We start from the raw sequence: 26,849 nt of genomic DNA, 5'->3' as shown, positions 1-26,849 counted from the left end.
CGAGCTTCTTCTTCATGCGCCGTCTACTCTTGACTCTCCTCCTGCTGGGCGCTGGCCTGGCGCACGCCGGTGAACTGCCGGAAACCGACTGGCTCGACCTGATGCCGCTGTCGGACCAGAAAGCCCTCGAGGCGATGCCCGAAATTGATCACAACTCCCCCGAAGCCCAGGGCACCTTTACCGAAAAGGGTGGCTTGAAGCAGAGCAAAGGCCTGCCGGCGGTGATGTATTCCACCAAAACGGTAGCCGCCATGAATGGCAAGAACATCCGCATCGGCGGCTACCCCGTGCCGTTGGAAACCGACGCCAAGGGCCGCAGTACGCTGTTCTTCCTGGTGCCGTACCCAGGTGCGTGCATCCACGTGCCGCCACCGCCGCCTAACCAGTTGGTGCTGGTGCGTTATCCCAAGGGCTTGAAGCTGGACGATATCTACACACCGCTGTGGGTCACCGGCACCTTGAAGGTTGAAAAGGTCAACAACGACCTGGCGGACGCGGCGTATGCGCTGGATGCGGGGAAGGTGCGGGTGGTGAAGGAGTCCGATCTCTAGATCACACCGCAAATCAATGTGGGAGCTGGCTTGCCTGCGATACAGACGACTCGGTGTATCAGTTGTACCGAGGCGATGCTATCGCAGACAAGCCAGCTCCTACATTTTTGATTGGGTTTACAAGGCGATAGCGGTGATGCTCACGCTCAGGGTGTGGCTTTCACCGGGAGCCAGGTTTATCACATCGCCCAGCACATTCGCTGTCTCGACGCACAGCATGCCCTGCCAGCCGTCGTCGGCCATGTCGTCGAAGGCCTTGGCGCGTTCGGTCCAAGGGTTCCAGACCACCGTCGACCTCGAGCCTTCGCTGGTGAGTTGGATACGGCGTTGCCAGTCCTTGTCGATGATGTTCAGCTGCGCGGGCGTATCGAGGTAGATGCGGTCGGTCTCGGCGCTGAAGTGCAGCAGGCCGGCTTGTGTCTTCTCGCTCCAGCCATCGGCGGTATCGATGTACGCCGCTCCCTCCAGACCCTCGACCTGCACATTGCGCACATCGCTCACGGCGAAGTAGCTGTGCAGTGCCTGGCTGAGAGTCACGGTGTCGGTGCCGCAGTTGTGGCTGGTCAGGCGAATATGCAGTTGCTCGTCCAGCTGCAGGCTCAGCTTCAGGTCGACCTGATGGGGCCAGCCAGGGAAGCCGCCTGCCGGCACTGGCAGTCGCAGGTCCACGCGCAGTGTTTCGCCTTCAAGCGCGGTCTCGGCCAATTCCCACAGCGCAGTACGCGCAAAACCATGGGCGCCGGCCGGCTGGTCGCTCTGACGCATCGCCTTCACGCTGTGCGGGTTGCGGTCAAACACGCCAAACCACGGCCAGCACACCGGGACGCCGGTCCGGATACCTTTGCCTTGCTTGAAGACGGCTGCCGCGTTCTGCCAGATCAACGGCTGCTCGCCGTCACGTTGGTAACTGAAGATATGCGCACCCTGGTGGGCCACCATCAGTTCGGCGCCGTTGTGGCGGATGCGCCAGCAGTCCAGTTCGTCGATTTTCACGGTTTCAACGTGGGGCGTAGGCATACACAGCACTCTCAATGGCAGGCAATGGGGCAATTGACCGTCAAAACCCGGCGAGGTTTAACGTGCGCGCGAGGGTACCGAGCGTGTGCGACCACTGCCGTCGATGGCGACGAATACAAAGACCGCTTCGGTCACCTTGCGCCATTCGCTGGACAGCGGGTCATCGCTCCACACTTCGACCATCATCTGGATCGAGCTGCGGCCGATTTCCAGGGCCTGGGTATAAAAGGACAACTGCGCGCCCACCGCGACCGGTACCAGGAACGCCATGCGGTCGATAGCCACGGTGGCGACGCGTCCGCCGGCGACCTTGCTGGCCATGGCCGTGCCGGCCAGGTCCATCTGCGCGACCAGCCAGCCGCCGAAGATGTCGCCAAAACCGTTGGTTTCGCGCGGAAGCGCAGTGATTTGCAGGGCGAGGTCGCCTTGCGGGATAGGATCTTCTTGTTCGAGTTCGATCATGCCGGGGGGCCTCTGACCCGTGACGCTTTTATAGGTGGAGCAAGGTGGATAGCCGACTGTTAGAAAAACGTTTCAGCACAAACATACTCCGTTCGATACGTTTCTCGTAAGGCGTACTAAAGGGAAACTCTGCCAAATCGGCTGGATGGCGCCCAACGGCGGTTTGGCACAGCAGCCCCTCAAGACTGCGGGTCTTGCGCTTGCAAGGGCCGAGTATATCGACACCCTGGCGTCACGACGACCTCCCGGCGCTCATTTGGTCGGTAAATAGAGGCTGTATCGGGGCTTTAGCGGGCAACTGTTCTCATGGCGCTGTGCTTTTTCAGGCGATTTGCTATCTTGCCAGACCCGCCGCCAGTCACGGGCGTGCCGTCCTTATTACGTTGATTACTATAAGAGAAGCCTTGCCATGTCCTCCGTGCCCGCAAGCAGCGCGCAACCGACGCGCCCGCTGACCCGCAACGACTACAAAACCCTGTCGCTGTCTGCCTTGGGCGGGGCGCTGGAATTTTATGATTTCATTATTTTCGTGTTTTTCGCCACCGTGGTCGGAAAACTGTTCTTCCCCGTCGACATGCCCGAATGGCTGCGCATGATGCAGACCTTCGGCATTTTCGCCGCCGGTTACCTGGCACGCCCGCTGGGCGGCATCATCATGGCGCACTTCGGCGACCTGCTGGGGCGCAAGAAAATGTTCACCTTGAGTATCTTCATGATGGCCGTGCCGACGCTGATCATGGGCCTGCTGCCGACCTACGCGCAGATCGGCCTGTGGGCACCGCTCCTGCTGCTGCTGATGCGCGTCATCCAGGGTGCGGCGATTGGCGGCGAAGTCCCGGGCGCCTGGGTGTTCGTCTCCGAGCACGTGCCGCCGCGCCATATCGGCTACGCCTGCGGCACTCTGACCAGCGGCCTTACCGCCGGTATCCTGCTGGGTTCGCTGGTGGCCACGGCGATCAACACGCTTTATAGCCCGGAGCAGGTCTCGGATTACGCCTGGCGCATCCCGTTCCTGCTCGGCGGTGTGTTCGGCCTGTTGTCGGTGTACCTGCGTCGCTGGCTGCATGAAACGCCGATCTTCGCCGAGATGCAGCAGCGCAAGACCCTGGCCGCCGAACTGCCGTTGCGCGCGGTACTGCGCGACCACCGCGGCGCCATCGTGCTATCGATGCTGTTGACCTGGTTGCTGTCGGCTGGCGTGGTGGTGGTCATTCTCATGACCCCGACCGTGCTGCAAACCGTCTACCACTTCAGCCCGACCGTTGCGCTGCAAGCCAACAGCCTGGCCATCGTGACCCTGAGCCTGGGCTGCATCGCCTCCGGTGCCCTGGCCGACCGCTTCGGTGCGGGCCGCGTACTGGCCGGCGGTTGCGCACTGCTGCTGGCCACGTCCTGGACGCTTTATCACAGCCTCATGGCCCACCCGGACTGGCTGTTCCCACTCTATGCGCTGACCGGCTTGTTTGTCGGCACCATCGGCGTAGTGCCTTACGTAATGGTCAAAGCCTTTCCGCCGGTGGTGCGCTTCAGTGGTTTGTCGTTCTCCTACAACGTGGCCTACGCGGTGTTTGGCGGCCTGACGCCGCTGGCGGTGTCGCTGTTGATGAAGGAAAGCGCGATGGGCCCCGCTTACTACGTCGCTGCCCTGTGTGTGATGGGGATGGTGGTGGGTGGGTATCTGTGGAAGCGTGGGCGGTAAAACCAGCCCGGCTCCCGTTGGCGAGGGCGCAAGTTCCCTCGCCACGGTAAATGTGCTCACTCAACGATTACAGAGTGTTTCTGAATTACCGCGTTACCCGCGTATTACCCCGTGTTTCCAAGCCTTTCTCCCTCCCGCCAGCGTTTTCTCTCAATGCTGGCCTTTCATCTAATTGTCATATTTCAGACATAGAGTGTTCACACGGCCTACTGATACTTGGCCCCGATCCAACTATCCCTATCTGCTAGGAGTAAGGCATGAAACTGAAGCGTTTGATGGCGGCAATGACCTTTGTCGCTGCTGGCGTTGCGACTGCCAACGCGGTGGCCGCTGGTGTTGACCCGGCAATCCCGGCTTACGTTAAGACCACTGGTGTGTCGGGCAACCTGTCCAGCGTCGGTTCCGATACCCTGGCTAACCTGATGACCCTGTGGGCTGAGGGTTACAAAAAGGAATACCCGAACGTCAACATCCAGATTCAAGCTGCCGGTTCCGCCACCGCGCCACCTGCGCTGACCGAAGGCACCTCCAACCTGGGCCCGATGAGCCGCAAGATGAAGGACACCGAACTGGCGGCCTTCGAACAGAAGTACGGCTACAAGCCAACCGCTATCCCGGTTGCCGTGGATGCCCTGGCCGTGTTCGTGCACAAGGACAACCCGATCCAGCACCTGACCATGGAGCAAGTCGACGCGATCTTCTCCTCGACTCGTCTGTGCGGTGGCAAAGCTGACGTGAAAACCTGGGGCGACCTGGGCGTGACCGGTGACCTGGCCAACAAGCCAGTGCAACTGTTCGGTCGTAACTCGGTGTCCGGCACCTACGGCTACTTCAAGGAAGAAGCCCTGTGCAAAGGCGACTACAAGCCTAACGTAAACGAACAACCAGGCTCGGCTTCGGTCGTGCAGTCGATCAGCTCCTCGCTGAACGGCATCGGTTACTCGGGTATCGGCTACAAGACTGCAAGCGTGAAGACGGTGGCCCTGGCCAAGAAAGGCAGCACTGACTTCATCGAAGACAGCGAAGAAAACGCCCTGAACGGCAAATACCCGCTGTCGCGTTTCCTCTACGTTTACGTCAACAAAGCGCCGAACAAGCCTCTGGCCCCGCTGGAAGCCGAGTTCGTGAAGCTGGTTCTGTCCAAACAGGGTCAGGAAGTTGTGGTGAAAGACGGCTACATCCCACTGCCAGCCAAAGTTGCCGCCAAGGCCCTGGCTGACCTGGGTCTGAAAGAAGGCAACTAAGTTGCCGGGCCGGGCAGACCGGCCATTCTGTAGGAGCGAGCTTGCTCGCGAAAGACGATAGAGCACCGCGTTTATTCAGAAGTGGCGCGTTATCGTTGACGATCTTCGCGAGCAAGCTCGCTCCTACAGAAACTCCTAATTTTTAGTCCGCTGCCGGCCCTGCCATGCGGCGGATTTCCTGCGTCACTGCATTGTCATCTTTCTGTCATACAGGATCGCTAGGGTGTGCGCATGAATGATCTGGCCAATTCCACCATGACGACGACTTCTCCTCCCAAGCGCATTGATTTCAATACGCCTGAGCTGCAACGCAAGCGCCGCATTCGCGCGCTCAAAGATCGACTGACCCGCTGGTACGTGCTGGTGGGCGGCCTCGCCGTCCTCGGCGCGATCACGCTGATCTTCTTCTTCCTGGGCTATGTGGTCGCCCCCCTGTTCCAGGGCGCCTCGTTGACCAAGGAAGAGGCGCTGACGCCCGCCTGGATCCAGGACGCCGGCAAGCCGCTGATGATTTCCCTCGAAGAACAGAACCAGGTCGCCATGCGGGTTTCCGACAAGGGCCAGGCGCTGTTCTTCGACCTGGAAACCGGTGCCGAACTCAAGCGCGTTGACCTGCCGTTGCCTGCAGGTGTCAGCGTGGCCTCCATTGGTGAAGACCAGCCGGGCAGCCCGCTGGTGATCCTCGGTTTGTCCAATGGCCAGTCCCTGGTGTTCCGTCACACCTATAAGGTGTCCTACCCGGATGGCAAAAAGACCATCAGCCCAGCGATCGAATACCCCTACGGTGAAACGCCGATCGTGCTGGATGAAGCCGGTCGCCCGCTGGAGCACGTCGCGCTCAACGCCACCGATTCATCGCTGGTGATTGCGGGCTCGGCCGGTTCGTACTTGAACGTGCTGAGCCTGAGCCACGAAGAAAACATGATGACCGGTGAGGTCACCAGCGAGCAGAAGCGTATCGAGTTGCCGCAAATGACCGAGCCGGTGAAGGCGATCTTCATCGACCCGCGCCAGCAGTGGCTTTACGTGATCAACGGTCGTGCCCTGGCCGATGTGTTCAGCTTGCGCGACAAGAGCCTCAATGGTCGCTACAAGCTGCTGGACGACGGTAACGCTGAAATCACCGCCAGCACTCAATTGGTGGGCGGTATCTCGCTGATCGTCGGCGATTCCAAGGGTGGCCTGGCCCAATGGTTCATGGCCCGCGACCCGGACGGCGAGCAACGCCTCAAACAGATCCGCACCTTCCAGATGGGCACCACGCCGATTATGGAAATCAGCGCCGAAGAACGTCGCAAAGGCTTTACTGCCCTCGACGCGTCCGGCAAGTTTGGCGTATTCCACAGCACCGCCCACCGCACACTGCTGGTGGAGCCGGTGGTCGACGGCCAAGGCTTGTTTGGCATGTCGCCACGGGCCAACCACGTGATCGTCGAAGCCGGAGGCAAGCTGCAGCCGTTGCTGCTCGACAACCCGCACCCGGAAGTCTCGTGGAGCGCGCTGTGGAGCAAGGTCTGGTACGAAAACTACGACGAGCCTAAATACGTCTGGCAATCGACCGCCGCCAACACCGACTTCGAACCCAAGATGAGCCTGGCACCGCTGACCTTCGGTACCTTGAAGGCCGCGTTCTACGCCATGCTGCTGGCTGCGCCACTGGCGGTTGCCGCCGCGATCTACACCGCTTACTTCATGGCCCCCAGCCTGCGCCGCAAGGTCAAGCCGGTGATCGAACTGATGGAAGCGATGCCGACGGTGATCCTCGGCTTCTTCGCCGGCCTGTTCCTGGCACCGTATGTGGAGGGGCATCTACCGGGGATTTTCAGCCTGCTGATGCTGCTGCCGATTGGCATCCTGGTCGCCGGTTTCGTCTTCAGCCGCCTGCCTGAATCCTTGCGCCTGCGCGTTCCCGATGGTTGGGAAAGCGCGATCCTGATTCCAGTGATCCTGTTTGTGGGTTGGCTGTCGCTGTACATGAGCCCGTACCTGGAGACCTGGTTCTTCGGTGGCGACATGCGCATGTGGATCTCCCACGACTTGGGTATAACCTACGACCAGCGCAACGCCCTGGTAGTCGGCCTGGCCATGGGTTTTGCAGTGATCCCGAACATCTACTCCATCGCTGAAGACGCCGTATTCAGTGTGCCGCGCGGCCTGACCCTGGGCTCCCTGGCCCTGGGTGCCACGCCGTGGCAGACCATGACCCGCGTGGTCATCCTGACTGCCAGCCCGGGTATCTTCTCGGCCCTGATGATCGGCATGGGCCGCGCAGTGGGCGAGACCATGATCGTGCTGATGGCCACCGGTAACACGCCGGTGATGGAGATGAACCTGTTCGAAGGTTTGCGCACCCTGGCGGCCAACGTCGCGGTAGAGATGCCGGAGTCGGAAGTCGGTGGCAGCCACTACCGCGTGCTGTTTCTCTCGGCACTGGTGTTGCTGCTGTTCACCTTCATCATGAACACCCTCGCCGAGCTGATCCGTCAGCGTCTGCGCAAGAAATACTCGTCGCTTTAAGAAAGGTAGAAGTCTGTGAAACAGAACTCCCTGAATGGATGGTTCAAGAGCGGCGCCCCCGGCGTCTGGATCAGCGGTGGCGCGGTGTCCATCGCGGTCATCATGACCCTTGGTTTGCTGGCTGTGATTGCGGTGCGTGGTTTAGGCCACTTCTGGCCGGCTGACCTGATCCAGGCCAACTACAACGTACCGGGCCAGGAAAACCATATCGTCATCGGCGAAGTGGTGCAGAAAGAGGAAGTGCCGCGTGAGCGCCTGAAAAGCGCGGGCTTGCCCGTGCCGGACGAAGGCCCGGAATTCATGACGCGTGAGCTGATCAAGGTCGGCAACCGCGACCTGAACGGCAACGACTTCACGTGGATCGTCGGCGAATGGTTGAAAGACCAGACCAAGCCGACCAACCTGATGACCATCGAGCGGCGTGAATGGGGCAACTTCTACGGCACCCTGGTCAACGTCAAGCAGGATGGCAAGGTGATCGCCGAGGGCGAAGCCGCGTGGCCGGAGCTGCAAGCCCGCGTCGACCGCGTGAACAAGCTGGCCGCGCAGCTCAAGACCCTGGAGAAGTCCGATATCGGTGCGATCAACGCCGGCCTGGAACGCATCCGCCTGCACGGTCGCAAACTGGAGCTGGAAGGCAAGCTCGACGCCGCTGCCCAGGCCGACATGGACTCAGGCCGTGCCGAGCTGAACGCCCGCTACCAGGAGATCGAAGCCCGCCTGGCCGATCTGCATGCGCAGTTCAACCGCGACGCCCTGACCGCCCGCGATGCGAACGGCAAGGAAGTGGAAATCGGCATCGGCAAAGTGGTGCACGCCTACCAGCCGAACGCCATGGGCACGATGACCAAGATCGGCTTCTACTTCAGCAAGGTCTGGGAGTTCTTGAGCGATGACCCACGGGAAGCCAACACCGAGGGCGGGATTTTCCCTGCCATCTTCGGCACCGTGATGATGACCCTGATCATGGCGATGATCGTGACACCGTTCGGTGTGCTGGCGGCGGTTTACCTGCGTGAATACGCCAAGCAGAACACCCTGACGCGCATTATCCGTATCGCCGTGAACAACCTGGCCGGCGTGCCGGCCATCGTTTATGGCGTGTTCGGCCTGGGCTTCTTCGTGTATGTATTGGGTGGCTCGGTTGACCGCCTGTTCTTCGCCGAAGCCCTGCCGGCACCGACCTTCGGTACGCCGGGCCTGCTGTGGGCTTCGCTGACCCTGGCGCTGCTGGCGGTACCGGTGGTGATCGTGGCCACCGAAGAGGGCCTGGCGCGGATTCCTCGTACGGTGCGTGAAGGCTCCCTGGCACTCGGCGCGACCAAGGCGGAAACGCTGTGGAAGATCGTGCTGCCGATGGCCAGCCCGGCCATGATGACCGGCATGATCCTCGCCGTGGCCCGTGCCGCCGGTGAAGTGGCGCCGCTGATGCTGGTGGGTGTGGTGAAACTGGCGCCATCGCTGCCGCTGGACGGCAACTACCCATACCTGCACCTGGACCAGAAGATCATGCACCTGGGCTTCCATATCTATGACGTCGGCTTCCAGAGCCCCAACGTCGAAGCCGCGCGGCCACTGGTGTATGCCACCGCGCTGTTGCTGGTGCTGGTAATCGCCACGCTCAACCTGTCGGCGGTGTGGATTCGTAACCACCTGCGCGAGAAGTACAAGGCGTTGGACAGCTGATAACCCTGTAGGAGCGAGCTTGCTCGCGAGAAACGCAAGGGCGCCGCGTTCATCCTGGCTCCCCGCGTTATCGTTAACGACCTTCGCGAGCACGCTCGCTCCTACAGAAGAATGATGTAACCGCAGGCCCAATCGCCGCGGCTCACTGAAACGAATTGGTAGCACAGGGAGCATCCCATGCAACACGAAACCCATTCCCACGGCATCAACATGTCTGCCCTGGGTCGCGACAAGCAGAGCCTGAGCCTGGCTGAAGAAACCGTGGCCATCGAAGTACCGGGCCTGAGCCTGTACTACGGTGACAAGCAGGCACTGTTCGACGTCAGCATGAACATCCCCAAGCAGCGCGTGACGGCCTTTATCGGCCCGTCGGGGTGCGGCAAGTCCACGCTGCTGCGTACCTTCAACCGCATGAACGACCTGGTCGACGGTTGCCGCGTGGACGGTGCCATCAACCTCTACGGCACCAACATCTACCGCAAGGGCGAAGATGTGGCCGAGCTGCGTCGCCGGGTGGGCATGGTGTTCCAGAAGCCCAACCCATTCCCCAAGACCATCTACGAAAACGTGGTTTATGGCCTGCGCATCCAGGGCATCAACAAGAAGCGCATTCTCGACGAAGCCGTTGAGTGGGCCCTGAAGGGCGCGGCGCTGTGGGAAGAGGTCAAGGACCGCCTGCACGACTCGGCACTCGGTTTGTCCGGCGGTCAGCAGCAGCGCCTGGTGATCGCCCGGACCATCGCCGTGGAGCCGGAAGTGCTGTTGCTCGACGAACCCTGCTCGGCACTCGACCCGATCTCGACGCTGAAAGTCGAAGAGCTGATCTACGAACTCAAGTCCAAGTTCACCATCGTGATCGTGACCCACAATATGCAACAGGCGGCACGGGTTTCCGACTACACCGCGTTCATGTACATGGGCAAGCTGGTGGAGTTCGGCGATACCGATACCCTGTTCACCAATCCGGCGAAGAAACAGACCGAAGACTATATTACGGGCCGATATGGCTAGCCCCAGCTGCAAGCCGCAAGTTTCAAGCGGCAAGTAAAAGCAGTTTGATCAACGACACACATCAGCTTGCAGCTTGTAGCTTGCGGCTAACAGCTTTTGCGGAGCAAAACCATGATTTCGAAGGAAGGCTTAACCCACCACATCTCCGCGCAGTTCAACGCCGAGCTTGAGGAAGTGCGCAGCCACCTCCTGGCAATGGGCGGGCTGGTGGAGAAGCAAGTCAACGATGCGGTCACCGCGCTGATCGAGGCCGATTCGGGCCTGGCCCAGCAAGTGCGCGAGATCGATGACCAGATCAACCAGATGGAACGCAATATCGACGAAGAATGCCTGCGCATTCTCGCCCGTCGCCAGCCGGCGGCCTCGGACCTGCGGTTGATCATCAGCATCTCCAAGTCGGTGATCGACCTGGAGCGTATCGGCGATGAATCCACCAAGATCGCTCGCCGCGCTATCCAACTGTGCGAAGAAGGCGAAGCGCCGCGCGGTTACGTGGAAGTGCGCCACATTGGCGACCAGGTGCGCAACATGGTGCGTGATGCCCTTGACGCCTTTGCGCGCTTCGACGCCGAGCTGGCGCTGTCGGTGGCCCAGTATGACAAGGTCATCGACCGCGAGTACAAGACCGCCCTGCGTGAGCTGGCCACCTACATGATGGAAGACCCCCGCTCTATCTCGCGGGTCTTGAGCATTATCTGGGTACTGCGTTCCCTGGAGCGTATCGGCGACCACGCACGCAATATCTCGGAACTGGTGATCTACCTGGTCCGTGGTACCGACGTACGGCACATGGGCCTCAAACGCATGAAAGCCGAAGTTGAAGGCTCCGGCGATCAAATCCCTAATGTTCCGGGTGAATCTGACGATAAGTAGGTTGCCCGAGAAATTAACGCCCGGCCTTTGGTCGGGCGTTTTCGTTTGTGGCAGCTAAATTTTTTGCACGGACTTAATTTATACGCGAAAGCGAAAAAAGCCCGAACGTGCCGACAGAGTTTTGGCAAAATGCCACCAGTCAGGCGTTTTGCGTGCCGAAGTTTTTATAGGATGAAGGGTCAATGAGTAAAGTCAGTGTATTGGTGGTGGATGACGCCTCGTTTATCCGCGACCTGGTGAAGAAGTGCCTGCGCAACTACTTCCCTGGGATCAAGCTTGAAGATGCGGTAAACGGCAAAAAGGCCCAGACCATACTGATGCGCGAGTCTTTCGACCTGGTGCTGTGCGACTGGGAGATGCCGGAAATGTCCGGTCTTGAGCTGCTGACCTGGTGCCGCGAGCAGCCGCACCTCAAGACGATGCCGTTCGTGATGGTCACCAGCCGTGGCGACAAAGAGAATGTGGTCCAGGCGATCCAGGCCGGGGTTTCCGGTTATGTCAGCAAACCGTTCACCAACGAGCAGTTGCTGAGCAAGGTCAAACAGGCCCTGCACAAGATTGGTCGCCTTGACGCCCTGGTGGCCAGCGCGCCAACCAAGATGAACTCGGCGTTCGGCAACGACTCGCTGAGCGCCCTGACCGGTGGCAAGCCTGAAGCCGTACGCGCGGCGCCCGTCGCGGCCGTTGCGACCGCGCCGAACAATGGCTTGCTCAACAGCCCAGCGGTTAAAGCGCCAAGCACCGCGCCGGTGGGCGCGCGCGGCCAGGGCCAGTTGCGCCTGTCCAGCGGCACCCAGCAATGTGTGATCAAGGCGCTGAGCCTCAAGGAGGCACTGTTGGTGGTGCGTCGCGGTGAGGTCCTGCCACAGGTGTTGGAAAGCGCCGTGCTCGACCTTGAGCAAGGCGAAAACGCCGAAGTGGCCCGCCTCAACGGCTACTTGCATGCCATCGTCGCTTTCGAGCCCAAGCCCGACAGCGACTGGCTGCAGCTGACTTTCCGCTTTATCGACCAGGATGCGCAGAAACTCGACTACATCTCCCGCTTGATCGCCCGCGGCACCGCGCAGAAACATTTTGTGCCGGGTGCCTGACCTTTAAGCCCGCTCACTACAAGATTGTCACTATCCCTTGCTAGCCTGCCGTTCAGTCATCCCGGCAGGTTCGCGTCATGCTCCTTCGCCTATTGCTGTGCTGCGGGTTGGCCATGGGCGCTCCCTCGACCCTGGCCATGACCCTCTACAAATCCACCGATGCCAACGGCATGGTGGTCTTCAGCGACCGACAAACCCCCGGTGCCCAAGCGTTCGTGATGCCGGAGCGCAGGGTCGAGCGGGTTGGACGGCCGGTGCTCGACATGCCCAAGCCCGGGTCTACGCCGCAGGCCTATCGCTACCCCTTGCCTTGGCGCGGCGGGCCATTCCGCCTGACCCAGGGCCCCAACGGCAGTTTCAGCCACTCTGACGTCAAAAGCCGCTTTGCCATGGACATCGCCATGCCTGAGGGCACGCCGATCATTGCGGCCCGCAGCGGGGTGGTGGTGAAAACCGAAAATGGACAGTCGGGGCGAGGCAGCGATGCATCCGGCAATTTCGTGCGGGTGCGGCACGATGACGGGACCCAGGCCGTGTACCTGCATCTGCAGCAAGGGTCGGTCAGCGTCAGGGCCGGGCAGCGCGTGGCGGTGGGCAGCCCGCTGGCGCTGTCAGGCAACACCGGCAACAGCAGCGGGCCGCACCTGCACTTTGTGGTGCAGCGCGCCACCGAGGCGGGGCTGGTGTCGATCCCGTATGAGTTCAACCAGCCGGTGGGGGCATTGCCCAACTTTGCGTTGGGCAATTGAGGGTCAGTCCAGCAGCAGGACCTTGGCCAACACGATCTTCGGCCCTTTCATCTTCTTGATGATGATCCGCAGGCCTTCCACTTCCAGCACTTCTTCTTCTTCCGGCACGCGCTTGAGCGTGTCGTAGATCAGCCCGGCCAGGGTTTCGGCTTCGATGTGGTCCAAGTCGACGCCCAGCAGGCGCTCTACCTTGAACAAAGGCGTGTCGCCGCGTACCAGCAGCTTGCCCGGCTGGTAGGCCAGGATGCCGCGCTCGGCCTTGCGGTGTTCGTCCTGGATATCGCCCACCAGCACTTCCAGCACGTCTTCCATGGTCAGGTAGCCGATGACTTTACCGTCGGCTTCTTCCACCAGGGCGAAGTGCGCGCCGCCTTTGCGGAACTGCTCCAGCAACTGCGACAACGGCATGTGCCGCGACACGCGCTCCAGCGGACGGGTCAGCTCGGCCAGGTTGAACGATTCGGGGATGTGATCCAGGGCCGCCAGTTCCAGCAGCAGGTCCTTGATGTGCAGCAGGCCCACGAACTCGTTACGCACTGCGTCATATACCGGGTAGCGGCTGAACTTGTGACGGCGAAACAGCGCGAGGATCTCCTTGAGCGGGGCATTGAAGTCCAGGGTGACCAGGTCTTCCCGGGAGTTGGCCCAGTCGACCACTTCCAGTTCGCCCATTTCCACGGCCGAGGCCAGCACGCGCATGCCTTGGTCGCTGGGGTCCTGGCCACGGCTGGAGTGCAGGATCAGCTTGAGTTCTTCGCGGCTGTAATGGTGCTCATGGTGCGGGCCAGGCTCGCCTTGGCCGGCGATGCGCAGGATGGCGTTGGCGCTGGCGTTGAGCAGGTAGATCGCCGGGTACATGGCCCAGTAGAACAGGTAAAGCGGCACCGCGGTCCACAACGACAGCAGCTCGGGCTTGCGAATCGCCCAGGATTTTGGCGCCAGCTCACCGACCACGATGTGCAGGTAGGAGATCACGAAGAAGGCGGCGAAGAACGACACGCCTTTGATCACCTCCGGCGATTCGACGCCCATGGCGCCCAGCAGCGGTTCGAGGATATGCGCAAAGGCCGGCTCACCCACCCAGCCCAGGCCCAGGGAGGCGAGGGTGATACCCAGCTGACAGGCCGACAGGTAGGCGTCGAGCTGACTGTGCACGGTGCGCAGGATCTGCCCGCGCCAGCCGTTGGTGTGGGCAATGGCCTCGACCCGGGTCGAGCGCAGTTTGACCATGGCAAATTCCGCCGCAACGAAGAAGCCGTTGAGCAGTACCAGGATCAGAGCAAAAAGAATCATGCCGAAATCGGCGAAGAGTGTAGCGAGGGTGATACCAGGGGAAGGGTCCATGATGGGGTTTTGCTGGTTCCGTGTATTCAATAAGGGATGGCAGGACGGCCTGAAAGGCAGGCGTAAGTCGGCCAATGTAGCGGCTGATGGGGCGCTTGCCTAGTGCCCACTGCCAGGAGGGGGCTGGAATGTATTTTCCAAAGCGCTGGAGATCCAAGGTGGGAGAGGGCTTGCTCGCGAATACGGTACAACAGTCGCATTTTTTTGACGGACACACCGCATTCGCGAGCAAGCCCGCTCCCACAATCAGTGTTGTGGTGTTTTCAGGTCATTCATCTGTGCCGGCCATCTGCGAACGCGTTACCTGCGCCGTTGGAAAATGGCAGGTAAACGTGCTGCCATGCCCCAGCACACTGCTGATTTCCAGGCGTGCGCGGTGGCGCAGCAGCACATGCTTGACGATCGCCAGCCCCAATCCGGTGCCGCCGGTGTTGGAGTTGCGGCTGGAGTCGACGCGATAGAAGCGTTCGGTCAGGCGCGGCAGGTGTTTGGCGTCGATGCCGATGCCGGAGTCCTGCACACTCAGGTGGGCGCCATGCCCGTCGGCCCACCAGCGAATGCGGATGTTGCCTTTGTCCTGGGTATATTTCACGGCGTTGAACACCAGGTTGGAGAAGGCACTGCGCAATTCACCCTCGCTGCCCTTGAGCAACACCGTGGGGTCGGCTTCCAGGGTGATCTGCTGCCCACGCTCGCCCGACAGGGCCTGGGCGTCGTTCTTGATGGTCTTCAACAGGCTTTGCACCGCTACCGGGTGGTTATCCGACGGGTAATCGGTGGCCTCCAGCTTAGCCAGCAACAACAGGTCGTTGAGCAGGGTCTGCATGCGCGAGCCTTGCTGCTGCATCTGTTGCAGCGCACGGCCCCAGCGCGGGTTGATCGCGTCGACGTTGTCCAGCAGTGTCTCCAGGTAGCCGCAGATCACCGTCAACGGGGTACGCAGCTCATGGGAGACGTTGGCGACGAAGTCCTTGCGCATCTGTTCCAACTGGTGGAGACGGGTCACATCGCGCACCAGCATCAAGTGCTCGTTGTTGCCGTACCGCGTCAGGTACAGCTGGATGCGTACGCGGTCGTTGGTGGGCGAGGGGATTTCCAGGGCTTCTTCGTAGTTGTTCTGCTCGAAGTATTCCTTGAAACGCGGGTGACGTACCAGGTTGGTCACCGGCTGGCCACTGTCCTGGGGCGTCTTGAGGCCCAGCAGGGTCTCGGCGGCGCGGTTCCACCATTCCAGGTTGCCGTCGCTGTCGAGCATGATCACCGCATCTTTCAGGGCTGCGGTGGACTCCTGCACCCGGTCGATCACCGCCTGCAGGCGCCCGCGCACCCGTTGGTCGCGGCGCTGCAGGTGGTAGATGCTGTCGAACACCTCGCCCCACAGGCCGTAGCCGTCGGGCGGTGCTTCGTCGGGTTTGTGCTGGCGCAGCCATTCATGCAGACGCAGCAGTTGCTTGAGGGTCCAGCCCAGGTACAAGCCGATGCCGATGGCCAGGCTCCAGCCGTAGTAGCCGCTGATCAACCCGACCAACAGGCAGCCGGTGATCAACAGAAGCATGTGGCGGATCAGGGTGCCATGCCAGTTTTGGTTCATGGAGCGTCCTTCGGAGCAGCTTTAAGTTTCAAGCTGCAAGCTTCAAGTCAGAGCGAGGCGGCTTTTTTCTTGCCGCTTGTAGCTGATCACTTGCAGCTAGGTTTCAACCTTTGGTTGAAAACCTATAGCCAGTGCCGCGCACGGTTTGTACCAGATTCTCGTAAGCATCGCCCAAGGCTTTGCGCAGGCGGCGGATATGCACATCCACGGTGCGCTCTTCCACGTACACGTTGCCGCCCCAGACCTGGTCCAGCAACTGGCCACGGGTGTAGGCGCGTTCCTGGTGGGTCATGAAAAATTGCAGCAAGCGGTATTCGGTAGGGCCCATTTCGGCGGGCTTGCCGTCGATGGTCACGCGGTGGCTGATCGGGTCCAGCAGCAGGCCGCCGACTTCGATCGGTGCTTCGCCATCGGTCGGGCCGGCACGGCGCAGCACGGCTTTGAGGCGCGCGACAAGTTCACGAGGGGAAAACGGCTTGGTGATGTAATCATCCGCGCCGACTTCCAGGCCCTGGATCTTGTTGTCCTCTTCGCCCTTGGCGGTGAGCATGATGATCGGGATGTCGCCGGTCAGCTCGTCGCGCTTGAGGCGGCGGGCCAGCTCGATGCCGGAGGTGCCGGGCAGCATCCAGTCGAGCAGGATCAGGTCCGGCTTGCGGTCGACGATAATGGCATGGGCCTGCTGGGAGTTCTCTGCCTCCAGGCAGTCGTAGCCGGCCATTTCCAACGCAACGGCGATCATCTCGCGAATGGGCGCTTCGTCGTCGACGATCAGAATGCTCCTGCCAACCATGCCTAAAATCCTCTTGTCATTTAACTGTCTTGCGCCGCATTAGATAACGGAATTATTGCAGTCGTGTGACAGTAATTTAGTCGCTCGGGCAATTCGCGCCTCTCTGGACTACGCTTTGGGTCCGAATCCGACAACCACAAAAGGAAGGTTCCGATGACTTACAGCACAGTTTCCTGGAAAGCCCTGCTGGTAACGGCGGCATTGACGCTGCCGACCCTGGCGTTCGCGGCGGAGCCGGCGATGTCCCAAGGCGGGATGCTGGTGGATCACAAGGGCATGACTTTGTACACGTATGACAAGGACAAGGATGACAAGTCCATGTGCAACGACGCGTGCGCAACCAATTGGCCACCGCTGATGGCGACCGAATCAGACAAGCCTATGGGCACTTGGGCCGTCATCAAGCGTGATGACGGCTCCATGCAGTGGGCGCACAACGGCAAGCCGCTTTATACCTTCAAGCACGACACCAAGGCCGGTGACAAAACCGGTGATGGCAAAGGTGATGTATGGCACGTGGTCAAGGCCAACTGAACCGCTGAAGTGAGGCGGGGCAACCCGCCTTACTTAAACCCGTAATCGGCCACAATGCCTGCAAAAATCGCCAGGCCGGCCCAGTGGTTATGCAGGAATGCCTTGAAGCACTTCATGCGGTCCCGGTCGCGGGTGTACCAGAACTCCCAGACAAAGCAGCTCGCTGCCGCCAGCAGCCCCAGGTGGAACCAGCCGCCCAGTTCGAACCGGGCTCCCGCCAGCAGCAGGCACACCAGCGCCAGGCCCTGCAGGGTCAGGATAATCACGCGGTCGGCATCACCGAACAGAATCGCGGTGGATTTCACCCCGATCTTCAAGTCGTCGTCACGGTCGGTCATGGCGTAATAGGTGTCATAGCCCACCGTCCACAGCAGGTTGGCGATGTACAGCAGCCATGCCGTGGCAGGCAGGCTGCCGGTCTCGGCGGTGAATGCCATCGGCATGCCCCAGGAAAACGCCGCGCCCAGCACCACCTGCGGGTAATAGGTGTAGCGCTTCATGAACGGGTAGCTTGCCGCCAGCGCCAAACCGCCGAGGGACAGCAGGATGGTGGTGGCATTGGTCAGCAGCACCAGCAGGAAACTGATGCCCATCAGCAGCGCAAAGAACACCAGCGCCTCTTTCGAACTGATCTTGCCGCTGACCAGCGGGCGCTGCTCGGTGCGTTTTACGTGGCCGTCGACCTTGCGGTCGGCCCAGTCATTGATCACACAACCACCGGCGCGGGTCAGCACCACGCCCAGCACGAAAATCACGATATTAATGAGCGACGGTGAACCCTTGCCGGCGATCCACAGCGCCCACAATGTGGGCCATAGCAGCAGGTAGATGCCAATGGGCTTGTCCATGCGCGTCAACTGAATGAAGTCCCAGGCCCTGGGGTTCAGGCGGTTCAAGGATCTGAGCACACGTTGATACATCAGCAGTTCTCCGGATGGTCATGCAGTGCATGCCAGAAGCTCGGCAAGAATATTTCCGCCACCAGCACGCTCAGCGTCCCACGGTCGAAGCGAGAGCGACGTGCCCATAATCCATCAGCCTGATCGGCGATCGGCAGCCATTGCCCTGGGTAACGACACACCTCGATCGCCTGGCGGGTAAACGCATGATCACAGAACAGCAACTCCCCCAGCGAACGGCTGCCCAGCTCATCCATCTGCAAGCCGTCGCCCTGCAACGCACTGCGCGACGCCACGCTACGGGCAAACACCCACGGCTGGCCATGCCCACGCAAATATACCTCGCGCACCCAACCGATCGTGGCCGGGGCCAGGTTCAGGGCGGCACACTCATCGTCCCGCAGCGGCTGCCAGCCCTCGAACAGCGGTGTCACGCTGAAACTCTCGCCTGACAGCCACGTGAGCCGCCGCGTCAGCGAGCCTTCATCGAACAGCCAATTGAGGGTCGAGGGCGCCGGCAGTGGGCTCAGAAGGCTCTGGATCCGCCATTGGCAAGCGTCGGGAAGGGGGTGTGAGTGCGGCACGGTGAGTCAGTATTGGCAGCAAAAGAGGCGGCGAGCTTACCATGGCACCCTGGACTTTTGCCGGGCTGAACCGGCGCCTTGTGTCGATCGTGCTTGCATCCGCGGGCCCCGATCAGTACAAAACGCCCTGAGCCGCGCGGCAACGCTGGATCCATCGACCGCCGGCCAACCTGCCTGGACCCTGAGGAAGCAAGTAAATGAAGAAGTGGCAATGTGTAGTTTGCGGCCTTATCTATGACGAAAAAGACGGCTGGCCGGATGATGGTATCGCTCCGGGTACACTGTGGCAGGATGTGCCGGAAGACTGGCTATGCCCTGACTGCGGCGTAGGCAAGATGGATTTTGAGATGATCGAAATCGGTTAATTCTGAGTTTAAGACACGTACTACAAGGAGAAGGGAATGAACGCACCTGTCGTGATCATCGGCACAGGATTGGCCGGTTACAACGTAGCCCGGGAGTTTCGCAAGCTCGACAGCGAGACCCCTTTGCTGCTGATCACCGCGGATGACGGGCGCTCCTACTCCAAGCCCATGCTCTCCACCGGCTTTGGCAAGAACAAGGAAGCCGATGGCCTGAGCATGGCCGAACCGGGTGCCATGGCCGAGCAACTCAAGGCCGAGGTGCGTACCCACACTCGCGTCAGCGGCATCGACCCGGGCCACAAGCGCCTGTGGATCGGCGAGGAAGCAGTGGCGTACCGCGACCTGGTGCTGGCCTGGGGCGCAGAAACCGTACGCGTCCCGGTCGAAGGCGACGCTGCTGAGCTGATTTTCCCGATCAACGACCTTGAAGACTATGCGCGCTTTCGCGCCGCCGCCGCCGGCAAGCACCGCGTGTTGCTGCTCGGCGCGGGCCTGATCGGTTGTGAGTTCGCCAACGACCTGATCCTTGGCGGCTATGAAATCGACCTGGTCGCGCCGTGCGAGCAAGTCATGCCAACCCTGCTGCACCCGGCCGCGGCCGCGGCGGTGCAGGCTGGGCTCGAAGGCTTGGGTGCGCGTTTCCACCTGGGCCCGGTGCTCAACCGCCTGCAACGCAGCGCCGACGGCCTGGAAGCTCATCTGTCGGACGGTGAAGTGATCCCCTGCGACCTGGTGGTTTCCGCTATCGGCCTGCGCCCGCGTGTCGACCTGGCCGCTGCCGCAGGCCTGCAGATCAACCGTGGGATCATGGTGGACCGTCACCTCAAGACCTCCCACGCCAACATCTACGCCCTGGGCGACTGCGCCGAGGTCGACGGCTTGAACCTGCTGTACGTCATGCCCCTGATGACCTGCGCCCGCGCCCTGGCCCAGACCTTGGCCGGCAACGCCACGGCTGTCAGCTACGGGCCGATGCCGGTCACCGTGAAAACCCCGGTCTGCCCGCTGGTGGTTTCGCCACCGCCACGCGGCACCGAAGGCGTGTGGAGCGTCGAAGGCCAGGGCGCCGATATCAAGGCCCTGTGCCGCGACACCAACGGCCGCTTGCTGGGTTATGCGCTGACTGGCACGGCCGTGATGGAAAAACTGGCCCTCAATAAAGAACTTCCGCCGTTACTGGCGTAAATACCGGTCGTTCTGTCGGAATAAACCTATTTTTTACCCTAGAAAGGTCGCCGCGAGACTGGCGGAGCGTGCGAGGGCATGCCATCCTCACTCCCGTCTGCCGCAGAGTAGAGCCTGCGGCGCTTTGGGCGCCGTTCCGTCAGAGAGCGGCACGGACATAACAACAAAAAACCGTCAAAGAGGCTTCACTTATGCGTAAACCAGAACTCGCAGCCGCCATCGCTGAAAAAGCGGATCTCACCAAAGAACAGGCCAACCGCGTCCTCAACGCCGTTCTCGAAGAAATCACCGGCGCCCTGCACCGCAAGGACAGCGTCACCCTGGTTGGCTTCGGCACCTTCCTGCAGCGCCATCGCGGCGCCCGCACCGGCAAAAACCCGCAGACCGGTGAGCCGGTGAAAATCAAGGCGAGCAACACCGTGGCGTTCAAGCCAGGCAAATCGCTTAAAGATACCGTCAACGCGTAACAGCGGCGCCCTCTCGAAGGGGGCAGGCGGTAAAGCAATGGGCACGCCGACTGGGTCGGGTGCCCATTTTTGTTGGGCGTGGAAAATGCGGATGGCGTTGTATAACTTTATAGGTGTTAAGTAAGAATTTATTACTCTGTAAGTTGTTGTTTCTTCTTTGGCGTATATGGCGGCTGTGTATGTCTGAATGCTTACTTATTGCTGAAGGAACTTTTTATTTTGCCGAGCCACATAGGGTTTGAGGTTGCAGGGAGCACTTCCAAACTAATTGCTAGAGATATATTTATGAGTTTATCCAGTCAGCTTCATATTCCTATGCAGGTTCCTTTGGCCCATTCGCAAATGCCGGGCGCCCTCAATCAATCGGCCCAGAGTCATGGGCCGAAAATTTCAAACGACTCGAAGGTTGAGCATGATTTAAGCCAGCCTGGTAATCGTTCAAGCCAGTATCCAGAGGCGAGTGCTGAAGAGGTTATTAATAGAGAAAAACGCGCTTCCAAAAAGAAAATGGGTTCGCATTCTGGCGGGCCGTCCAAATCGTCTAATCCAACCAAGCCGGCTTTGCCTAATAAATCGTCTACGCCACCCAACTCCAAGGCACCCAAGTCCAAGACACATAATAAGTCCAACGGCCCAGCGGGGACGAGGGATAACGCACAAAAACTTAATGACTTGCACAGTAAAAACGCGTTTACGCCCATCTCTTCGCAGCTTGCAATCACTGCACGCAATTCTTTTATCAGTGCGGGCGTCAGTACGTTGATCAACCTTCCCTTCAGCGTCGCTGAGTATGTGGGATCAAAAGCGATTGCGGACCGAATTGACGCACATTCCAAAATGCCCGGCGCGGAAACCAAGAACGCCGATGGCACCAAAACGACGGTAGACCCCGCAGCTTCCGAACAGCAAAAAATCGAGGCACGCCTTGAAGGCGCCGAAATAAATACAGAGTTGATGGCCAACACCATTCTTTCGATCAACGAAGGGCCAGACGCAAAGGCTGTGGGTAAGAACCCCAATGCGGCGACTGACACAAGCGGGCGCTTGGCCGGCCTTGAACAGCGAATGGATGCGATAGAAGACCAGATGCAGGAGATCGCCAAACGCTACGGACTGGTCTATAGCCCCTATGCAGCGCCGGAGTCATCTGAAACACCGACTGACAAGTCGCGCATGGATGGGGTTGAGTCGCGCTACATCCATATGAACAAGATGGTCAAGAAGTTGATAGCGGCTAAGATGATTGACTCAGAAGATGAGTAAGTAGTCGGTTAAATAGAGAGTGGGCACGCCGACACGGGGTGTGGGGTGCCCATTTTTCTGTTCGGTAAGAACACACCGTCTCCACGCTTTAGAAAGGAAGAGCGAGAAGGGGGACGGATTTATTTTATTTTTGCACTTGCTTGATTAGGCGATGCTTAAAATCTGTCCCCTTTTCTCCTTTTTTGGCATTGAGGGCCGGGATATAAAATAAATCGCCGGGCTTCAGTGCTGTCAGAGTCTTCATATATCGGGTTAGTCGCAATAAATAAAAATATTTAGTTTTTTTCTATAAGCACTTTGAAGAAAATTGATTAGGTCTTTTAATTCTACGGAATTTATATTTTTTGATTTGATCGCTTTCTCGATTTCAACCACTAAAGGTAGGATTTCGCCGAATAGAATACTTGTATCGGCGTAATAATCAGAAAATTTTTGCGTCTTTGGGAAATCTTTTCTTGGTGCTGATGCGTCCATAAGAGCGCCATGAGTAGATTCACTCAAACAAAAAACTGGAGTTTCTTCATTAATGTCTTTCTGATTTTCTGCTGCCATGAAGTCAAGAGGCATAAAAATTTCCATGTCAGGACGGAAAGGCTGTCACAACCTCTCCGTGCTTGTTAAGGATAACGGTCATTTTGTTTTGGTGCTCTACAACACCCGTTTGTCTATTGGTTCGAGAACCTACAGGCTTACCAAAATCGTACTCATATTTGGTGTTGCCTTGCTTGTCTTTTTGATAAGTGGCAGTACCTTTTTTAACCGTTTTGTTCACCATTTTTCTTAGCGTCTGCTCATTGCCGACGTTAAATTTACTTTTGTGTGACCAACGTGCACCTGGGGACCTATAGTGCCGTTCATAAACATGCTTCCAACCTTTTTTCGTCCATTTCGGCCCGTTGCCACAGGTTTTGAGTCCGAGCGGATCTATCCAGCCAAATGGATTTTCAGCGTATTGATAGAGGTTAAATCCTCCTAGCAATCCAATCGGATCCGGCGTAATAAACCGCCCCACATCCGGATCATAAAACCTGAACGTATTGAAATGCAGCCCAATCTCCCGGTCCAGATACTGCCCCTGGAACCGCAGGTTCTGCTCCTCAATGTAATAAGGCTCGCGTACTTCCTCCAGCGTGTTGCCCCACACCCGATACGTCGCTTGCCAGACGCTGTGCCCGTCCGCTTCGGTCAGTTGTTCCGGCAGGCCGTTGAGGTCGTTGTGGTAGTAACGAATCTTTTGCAGCGGCCCGGTGCCATCGACCCGCGCCAGGGGTTCGTAGCCGTCATCTTCATAAACATAAAGACTTGTCTGACTGTGTTTGTGCTCCTGCAACAACCGCAGGCCATCCCAAGTGAACCGGGTTTCCCCCAGCGGATACCCATCGCTGCCATGCTCGGTTTTCGCGACGCGTCGGCCCAGCGGGTCATAGGTCATCCTGACCACGCTGCCATTCTCATTCCGTACTTCAATCAGCCGGCTTTCGGCGTCGTAGGCAAAACGCTGCAGGCCCCGCGCGGTGCTGCGTTTTTCGATCATCCGGCCAAAGGCGTCATAGCGATAACGTTTGTCCTGATAGGTCAGCAGTTTGTTATGCACCACCAACCCGGCACCGGCCTGCGGGCCGTCCAGCAGGTTGGCGGCGGCGTCGTAGGCGAAGGTTTCGCGCTGGCCGTGCAGGCTGTCCTGGCTGGCGATGATGCGGCCGGTGGCGTCGTAGTGCAGCAGTTGGCGGTGTTGCGCGGCAGGTTGCTGGTCGAGTTTGCCGACCAGGTTGTCGGCGGGATCGTATTCGAACTGCTTTTGCGCCGCTGCGGGCATCAGCGATGGTTGGCTGGCCAGGCGGCGCTGGCGTGAGCGCAGGCGGCCGCTGCGGTCGTATTCGCTGCGGGTGCTGAGCTGGCCTTGGGTGCGCAGCACTTCGCGGTGCAGGCGGTCGCGTTCGAAGTCGCTGATGACCTGGCCGTCGAGGTTGATCTGATGCAGGTGACCACTACCGTAGTACAGGCGATTGAGCCAACGGCCGTCGGGCAGTTGGGTCTGGATCAGGTTGCCGAGTTCGTCGTAGTGGTGTTGCAGATTGCCTGCCGAACTCTGTTCGGCAAGCAGTTGGCCGAGAGCGTCGTAGGCGAAGCCGAGGGCCTGGGCATTGCCTTGCCGGTCGGTGAGGGTGACGGCCGTAAGCTGGTCCAGCGCATCGTAGTTGTAGTCGGTGCGGCCATCGTCGGTGATTTTCGCCACCAGCCGGCCGACCGCATCGCGCTCCAGCCGATGAACGATGGGGGCGGGTGGTGTCTCGGGAACCACCGCCAGGCCATTGCCGTAAGGCGCCGGAATGGCCGTTACCGTCGTGATGTTGTCCAGCCGATCGTAATCGTATCGCTTGGCGCTGCCGTCGAGGTCTTGCTGTTCAGTCAACCGATCGCCGGCGTCCCAGGCAAACCGATAACGTTCGCCGTTCTCGTTGATCAGCGCTTGCAGGCGTCCATAGCTGTCATAGCCGAACTGTACCTGCCGACCATGGGCGTCGGTGCGCTGGCTGACCTGGCCGCGACGGTTGTGCTGGTAGAGCGTGGTGTGCCCGGCCGGGTCGGTATAGCCCAGCAGTTGGCCGCTGACGTCGCGCTGATACTGCTCGGTGCGACCATCCGGCAGTTGGCTGCTGAGCAATCGGCCCTGGGCGTCGTAGCTGAATTGAGTGCGTTCACCGAGAGCATCGGTGATGACCTGCAAATAACCCCGCTCGTCATAGCTGAAGCGCGTTGGGTAGCCCGAGCAATCGATATGTTCGACCAGTTGCCCGAACGGGTTCCAGCGCAGCTTTTTGCTTTTGCCGGTGGCGTCGATGATCTCCACGACTTGCCCATGGGCGTCATAGCGGTAACGGGTGATGTAGCCCAGCGGATCAGTTTCGGCAATACAGTTGCCGCGCGGGTCGTAGCGATACTGCCAGCTGTTATCGGCGGCGTCGGTTTCCACCAGCGGCAATGCCCAGTGTTCCAGCCACAAGGTGGCGTCGCTGCGGCCCAGCGGGTCGGTTTCGCCGATCAGGTTGCCGGCCTCATCGTAGCTGTATTCAAAGCGACCACCCTGCGGGTCGGTGGCGCCGAGCAGCTGACGTTCGTCGTTCCACTCGAACAGCCAGGTTTGCCCGAGGTTGTCGCTGTAACGAATGATCTGGTGCTGGGTGTTCCAATGCCGCGTGCTGACGCGCTGCAAACCGTCGGTGATGCGGGTAAGGCCGGCGTTCAGGTCATAGTCGAACTGGTACGCATCGCCCTCATCGGTCCAGTGCCGGACAACCCGCCATTCCAAGCCTTCCACCAATGCCCATTCGTAGAAACAGCGCAACCCGGTGGGCAACTGGTGCTCCACCATGCGTCGACCACTGTCGTAGCTGAAGCGCCGCTGCACCTGGCCGGTGGCATCGCGTACTTCAGCCAGGTTACCGGCAGCGTCATAGCCATAGCTGACGAGCACTTCGCGGCGTTGATCGGGGTACAGGCGTTCGAGTTGGGTCACGTGGTCTAGGTCGCGGACCAGTTCGACCTGTACCAGGTCGAAGGTATCGCGCAGCCGTACCAGGCGCCCGGCCTCGTCATAGTCGATATAAATACAGTTGTCGTTGCGGTCACTGAGTTGAATCAGGCGTAGCAACGATGCATTGGCCGGAGTGGGTTCGAACAACCGGTACAGGCCGTCGTCGCTTTCAATCAGCAACTGACCGTTGAGGTGCCGCCGCACGGCAAGCCCTTCGCCGGCGCTGAACACCGCGCCGCCCAGGGCAATGGCGCCCATGTCGATGGGGCGACCCTGCTCGTCGGTGTACACCAGCGTCTCGCCGCCGTCGGGATGGGGGCGGATCTCGACGCACACCTCATACGGCACGCTCCAGCCCGCGCCAAGCAGGCTGCCGGTGCGTTCGTCACGGCTGTTGTAGAAGCGTTGCCAGTCAATCGGCAAGATACCGGGCAGCACGAAATCCAGCTCGTCGACATCGCCCAGCACTTTCGCACCCGTTGCCGCATGCACCGGGTTCGACGAACCCATGGCCGCGTTGGCCATCGCCCCCATCGCACTGCTGACGGCCATGGAGGTGGCGCCGCCGATCAACATGCATGGCAGTTTGCTGAAGAACTTGCCCTTGCCACCCTTGAGCATCAACAACACCGTGACCGCCAGCCCCACACCCGGTGTCTTGCCGCTGCGAATCTCGCGTACCACCACCGAACCACCGCCAATGGTCACGTTGGATGAGATCAACCCGGACGACACCACCGTCGCATCACAGGTGCTGCGATCACCGCTGCGCACCGCCGGCTGGCCGTTGATCGTGACCTTGTCCGAACCCTCGGCCAGAAACTGCGGCGGCATCGGCGGATGCTTCATGCACACGACCAGGTCCAGCGGCTTGGGTACGGCACCGGGAGCCGGTGTTGCGACGGTCGGGCGCCACATTTGCGCGAAGATACTCTCGGCCATGTCCAGATAGCTGGCTTCGGGCTCAGGTTCGGGCGCTTCCAGCTCGGTGCCGGCCGGCGCGACATGGGAGCTGATCGCTCCGGCGGCGCGGGCGGCGGGAATATTGTTGGTCAGGGTGTCGGTGGAGCCGGTGAGAATGTTGGCCTGCACCGTGGGCGGAAACAGGGCGTTGCTGAAGCTGTCGCATAAATTCGTCAGGCCTTTGTCCGCGCCCGTCTTGCTCATGGCCATGCCGACAATCGTGCCTACCACCAAGCCCAGCAAGACGCAGCCGAGCCCGCCGGTGGCGACGGTAATGCCGGTGGCGGCCACCACCGCAGCAGTCGCCACCGCCATGATCGCGATGTCAGCGGCCACCTCCAGCACGCCACCGAGGATGTCGGCCATCATCGACGTGTGGGAGAGCGCATCGCCCATGCGGGCAGCCCATAACGCGTCAGACATGCA

General features: G+C 60.0%; 23 protein-coding genes. 14 read left to right on the top strand and 9 right to left on the bottom strand.

Annotation, left to right across the window (positions count from 1 at the left end; all coding sequences use genetic code 11):
• Positions 1–14: 14 nt before the first annotated feature.
• Positions 15–551, top strand: coding sequence for a DUF3299 domain-containing protein (locus tag AB4O05_RS04320; RefSeq protein WP_460132764.1), 537 nt, complete (start codon positions 15–17; stop codon positions 549–551).
• A 117-nt stretch (positions 552–668) separates the two neighbouring features.
• On the opposite strand, the gene AB4O05_RS04315 is transcribed toward AB4O05_RS04320, so the two are convergent.
• Together AB4O05_RS04315 and AB4O05_RS04310 are read right to left on the bottom strand one after the other, a co-directional pair.
• Complete coding sequence (locus AB4O05_RS04315; protein WP_460132766.1) at positions 669–1,568, bottom strand: D-hexose-6-phosphate mutarotase; 900 nt, start codon at positions 1,566–1,568, stop codon at positions 669–671.
• A gap of 57 nt (positions 1,569–1,625) precedes the next feature.
• Positions 1,626–2,030 (bottom strand): acyl-CoA thioesterase, encoded by a 405-nt coding sequence (locus AB4O05_RS04310; RefSeq protein WP_003176975.1) that lies wholly within the window; start codon positions 2,028–2,030, stop codon positions 1,626–1,628.
• 409 nt (positions 2,031–2,439) lie between these two features.
• Between AB4O05_RS04310 and AB4O05_RS04305 the strand changes: the two genes are divergently transcribed.
• The 8 genes from AB4O05_RS04305 (at position 2,440) to AB4O05_RS04270 (ending at position 12,900) form a co-directional block, all read left to right on the top strand.
• Positions 2,440–3,729 (top strand): MFS transporter, encoded by a 1,290-nt coding sequence (locus AB4O05_RS04305; RefSeq protein ID WP_460132767.1) that lies wholly within the window; start codon positions 2,440–2,442, stop codon positions 3,727–3,729.
• 257 nt (positions 3,730–3,986) lie between these two features.
• Positions 3,987–4,973 (top strand): phosphate ABC transporter substrate-binding protein PstS, encoded by a 987-nt coding sequence (locus AB4O05_RS04300; protein WP_016978637.1) that lies wholly within the window; start codon positions 3,987–3,989, stop codon positions 4,971–4,973.
• Between the two features lie 483 nt (positions 4,974–5,456).
• Positions 5,457–7,490, top strand: coding sequence for an ABC transporter permease subunit (locus tag AB4O05_RS04295; protein ID WP_460137677.1), 2,034 nt, complete (start codon positions 5,457–5,459; stop codon positions 7,488–7,490).
• Between the two features lie 15 nt (positions 7,491–7,505).
• Positions 7,506–9,176, top strand: coding sequence for a phosphate ABC transporter permease PstA (gene pstA, locus AB4O05_RS04290; RefSeq protein WP_460132768.1), 1,671 nt, complete (start codon positions 7,506–7,508; stop codon positions 9,174–9,176).
• 177 nt (positions 9,177–9,353) lie between these two features.
• A complete protein-coding gene (gene pstB / locus AB4O05_RS04285; RefSeq protein WP_460132769.1) occupies positions 9,354–10,187 on the top strand; it encodes a phosphate ABC transporter ATP-binding protein PstB in 834 nt (277 codons plus the stop codon).
• A gap of 111 nt (positions 10,188–10,298) precedes the next feature.
• Complete coding sequence (gene phoU, locus AB4O05_RS04280; RefSeq protein WP_460132770.1) at positions 10,299–11,060, top strand: phosphate signaling complex protein PhoU; 762 nt, start codon at positions 10,299–10,301, stop codon at positions 11,058–11,060.
• 182 nt (positions 11,061–11,242) lie between these two features.
• Positions 11,243–12,151, top strand: coding sequence for a response regulator (locus tag AB4O05_RS04275; RefSeq protein ID WP_460132772.1), 909 nt, complete (start codon positions 11,243–11,245; stop codon positions 12,149–12,151).
• Between the two features lie 77 nt (positions 12,152–12,228).
• Positions 12,229–12,900, top strand: a complete 672-nt coding sequence (locus AB4O05_RS04270) for a M23 family metallopeptidase (RefSeq protein ID WP_460132774.1) — start codon at positions 12,229–12,231, stop codon at positions 12,898–12,900.
• Positions 12,901–12,903: 3 nt separating this feature from the next.
• Here the strand turns inward: AB4O05_RS04270 and AB4O05_RS04265 are convergent, their stop codons facing one another.
• The 3 genes from AB4O05_RS04265 to phoB form a co-directional block, all read right to left on the bottom strand.
• On the bottom strand, positions 12,904–14,244 hold the full coding sequence (locus AB4O05_RS04265) for a hemolysin family protein (protein ID WP_460132775.1): 1,341 nt from the start codon (positions 14,242–14,244) through the stop codon (positions 12,904–12,906).
• Between the two features lie 268 nt (positions 14,245–14,512).
• On the bottom strand, positions 14,513–15,835 hold the full coding sequence (phoR, locus tag AB4O05_RS04260) for a phosphate regulon sensor histidine kinase PhoR (protein WP_460132777.1): 1,323 nt from the start codon (positions 15,833–15,835) through the stop codon (positions 14,513–14,515).
• A gap of 103 nt (positions 15,836–15,938) precedes the next feature.
• The gene (phoB, locus tag AB4O05_RS04255) at positions 15,939–16,628 is read right to left on the bottom strand and encodes a phosphate regulon transcriptional regulator PhoB (protein ID WP_003176964.1); all 690 of its coding nucleotides are present in this window, start codon (positions 16,626–16,628) and stop codon (positions 15,939–15,941) included.
• 153 nt (positions 16,629–16,781) lie between these two features.
• On the opposite strand from phoB, the gene AB4O05_RS04250 reads away from it, so the two are divergent.
• Positions 16,782–17,162: a COG4315 family predicted lipoprotein gene (locus AB4O05_RS04250; RefSeq protein ID WP_460132779.1), complete on the top strand. Its 381-nt coding sequence runs from the start codon at positions 16,782–16,784 to the stop codon at positions 17,160–17,162.
• Between the two features lie 29 nt (positions 17,163–17,191).
• On the opposite strand, the gene ubiA is transcribed toward AB4O05_RS04250, so the two are convergent.
• Both ubiA and AB4O05_RS04240 read right to left on the bottom strand, forming a co-directional pair.
• Positions 17,192–18,082, bottom strand: coding sequence for a 4-hydroxybenzoate octaprenyltransferase (gene ubiA, locus AB4O05_RS04245; protein WP_460132781.1), 891 nt, complete (start codon positions 18,080–18,082; stop codon positions 17,192–17,194).
• Positions 18,082–18,645, bottom strand: a complete 564-nt coding sequence (locus AB4O05_RS04240; protein WP_460132782.1) for a chorismate--pyruvate lyase family protein — start codon at positions 18,643–18,645, stop codon at positions 18,082–18,084. The genes ubiA and AB4O05_RS04240 overlap by 1 nt, the downstream gene beginning before the upstream one ends.
• A gap of 197 nt (positions 18,646–18,842) precedes the next feature.
• Between AB4O05_RS04240 and AB4O05_RS04235 the strand changes: the two genes are divergently transcribed.
• The 4 genes from AB4O05_RS04235 (at position 18,843) to AB4O05_RS04220 (ending at position 21,925) form a co-directional block, all read left to right on the top strand.
• Positions 18,843–19,010 (top strand): rubredoxin, encoded by a 168-nt coding sequence (locus AB4O05_RS04235; protein ID WP_003213373.1) that lies wholly within the window; start codon positions 18,843–18,845, stop codon positions 19,008–19,010.
• A gap of 36 nt (positions 19,011–19,046) precedes the next feature.
• Positions 19,047–20,195, top strand: a complete 1,149-nt coding sequence (locus AB4O05_RS04230; protein ID WP_460132784.1) for an NAD(P)/FAD-dependent oxidoreductase — start codon at positions 19,047–19,049, stop codon at positions 20,193–20,195.
• 191 nt (positions 20,196–20,386) lie between these two features.
• The gene (locus tag AB4O05_RS04225) at positions 20,387–20,662 is read left to right on the top strand and encodes an HU family DNA-binding protein (RefSeq protein ID WP_003176958.1); all 276 of its coding nucleotides are present in this window, start codon (positions 20,387–20,389) and stop codon (positions 20,660–20,662) included.
• A gap of 285 nt (positions 20,663–20,947) precedes the next feature.
• A complete protein-coding gene (locus AB4O05_RS04220) occupies positions 20,948–21,925 on the top strand; it encodes a hypothetical protein (RefSeq protein WP_460132786.1) in 978 nt (325 codons plus the stop codon).
• Positions 21,926–22,177: 252 nt separating this feature from the next.
• On the opposite strand, the gene AB4O05_RS04215 is transcribed toward AB4O05_RS04220, so the two are convergent.
• Both AB4O05_RS04215 and AB4O05_RS04210 read right to left on the bottom strand, forming a co-directional pair.
• Complete coding sequence (locus AB4O05_RS04215; RefSeq protein ID WP_460132788.1) at positions 22,178–22,492, bottom strand: hypothetical protein; 315 nt, start codon at positions 22,490–22,492, stop codon at positions 22,178–22,180.
• Between the two features lie 13 nt (positions 22,493–22,505).
• On the bottom strand, positions 22,506–26,846 hold the full coding sequence (locus AB4O05_RS04210) for an RHS repeat-associated core domain-containing protein (protein WP_460132789.1): 4,341 nt from the start codon (positions 26,844–26,846) through the stop codon (positions 22,506–22,508).
• Positions 26,847–26,849 lie beyond the last annotated feature (3 nt).

The sequence above is a fragment of the Pseudomonas sp. S1_G07 genome, assembly GCF_054668565.1.
This window is presented reverse-complemented; position numbering and strand designations above follow the sequence as displayed.